The sequence below is a fragment of the Enterobacter sp. EC_50 genome, from assembly GCF_019584525.1.
GTDB classification, from domain to species: domain Bacteria; phylum Pseudomonadota; class Gammaproteobacteria; order Enterobacterales; family Enterobacteriaceae; genus Enterobacter; species Enterobacter roggenkampii.
The window spans coordinates 1-240 of record NZ_VDAF01000110.1 but is presented as its reverse complement, the minus strand read 5'-3'; the positions used below and the strand labels follow the sequence as shown (position 1 = coordinate 240).

The following is a 240-nucleotide window of genomic DNA, read 5'->3' as shown; positions in this document are numbered from 1 at the left end:
CCGTTCGCTCGCCGCTACTGGGGGAATCTCGGTTGATTTCTTTTCCTCGGGGTACTTAGATGTTTCAGTTCCCCCGGTTCGCCTCGTTAACCTATGTATTCAGTTAACGATAGTGCAACGAATTGCACTGGGTTTCCCCATTCGGACATCGCCGGGTCAAAGGTTCATATCACCTCGCCGGCGCTTTTCGCAGATTAGCACGTCCTTCATCGCCTCTGACTGCCAGGGCATCCACCGTGT

The 240-nt window shown here is 53.8% G+C and carries 1 rRNA gene; it reads right to left on the bottom strand.

From position 1 onward, the window contains the following. A 23S ribosomal RNA gene (locus FHC48_RS23240) occupies positions 1–239 on the bottom strand; the annotation flags it as partial. Between the last annotated feature and the right edge of the window lies 1 nt (position 240).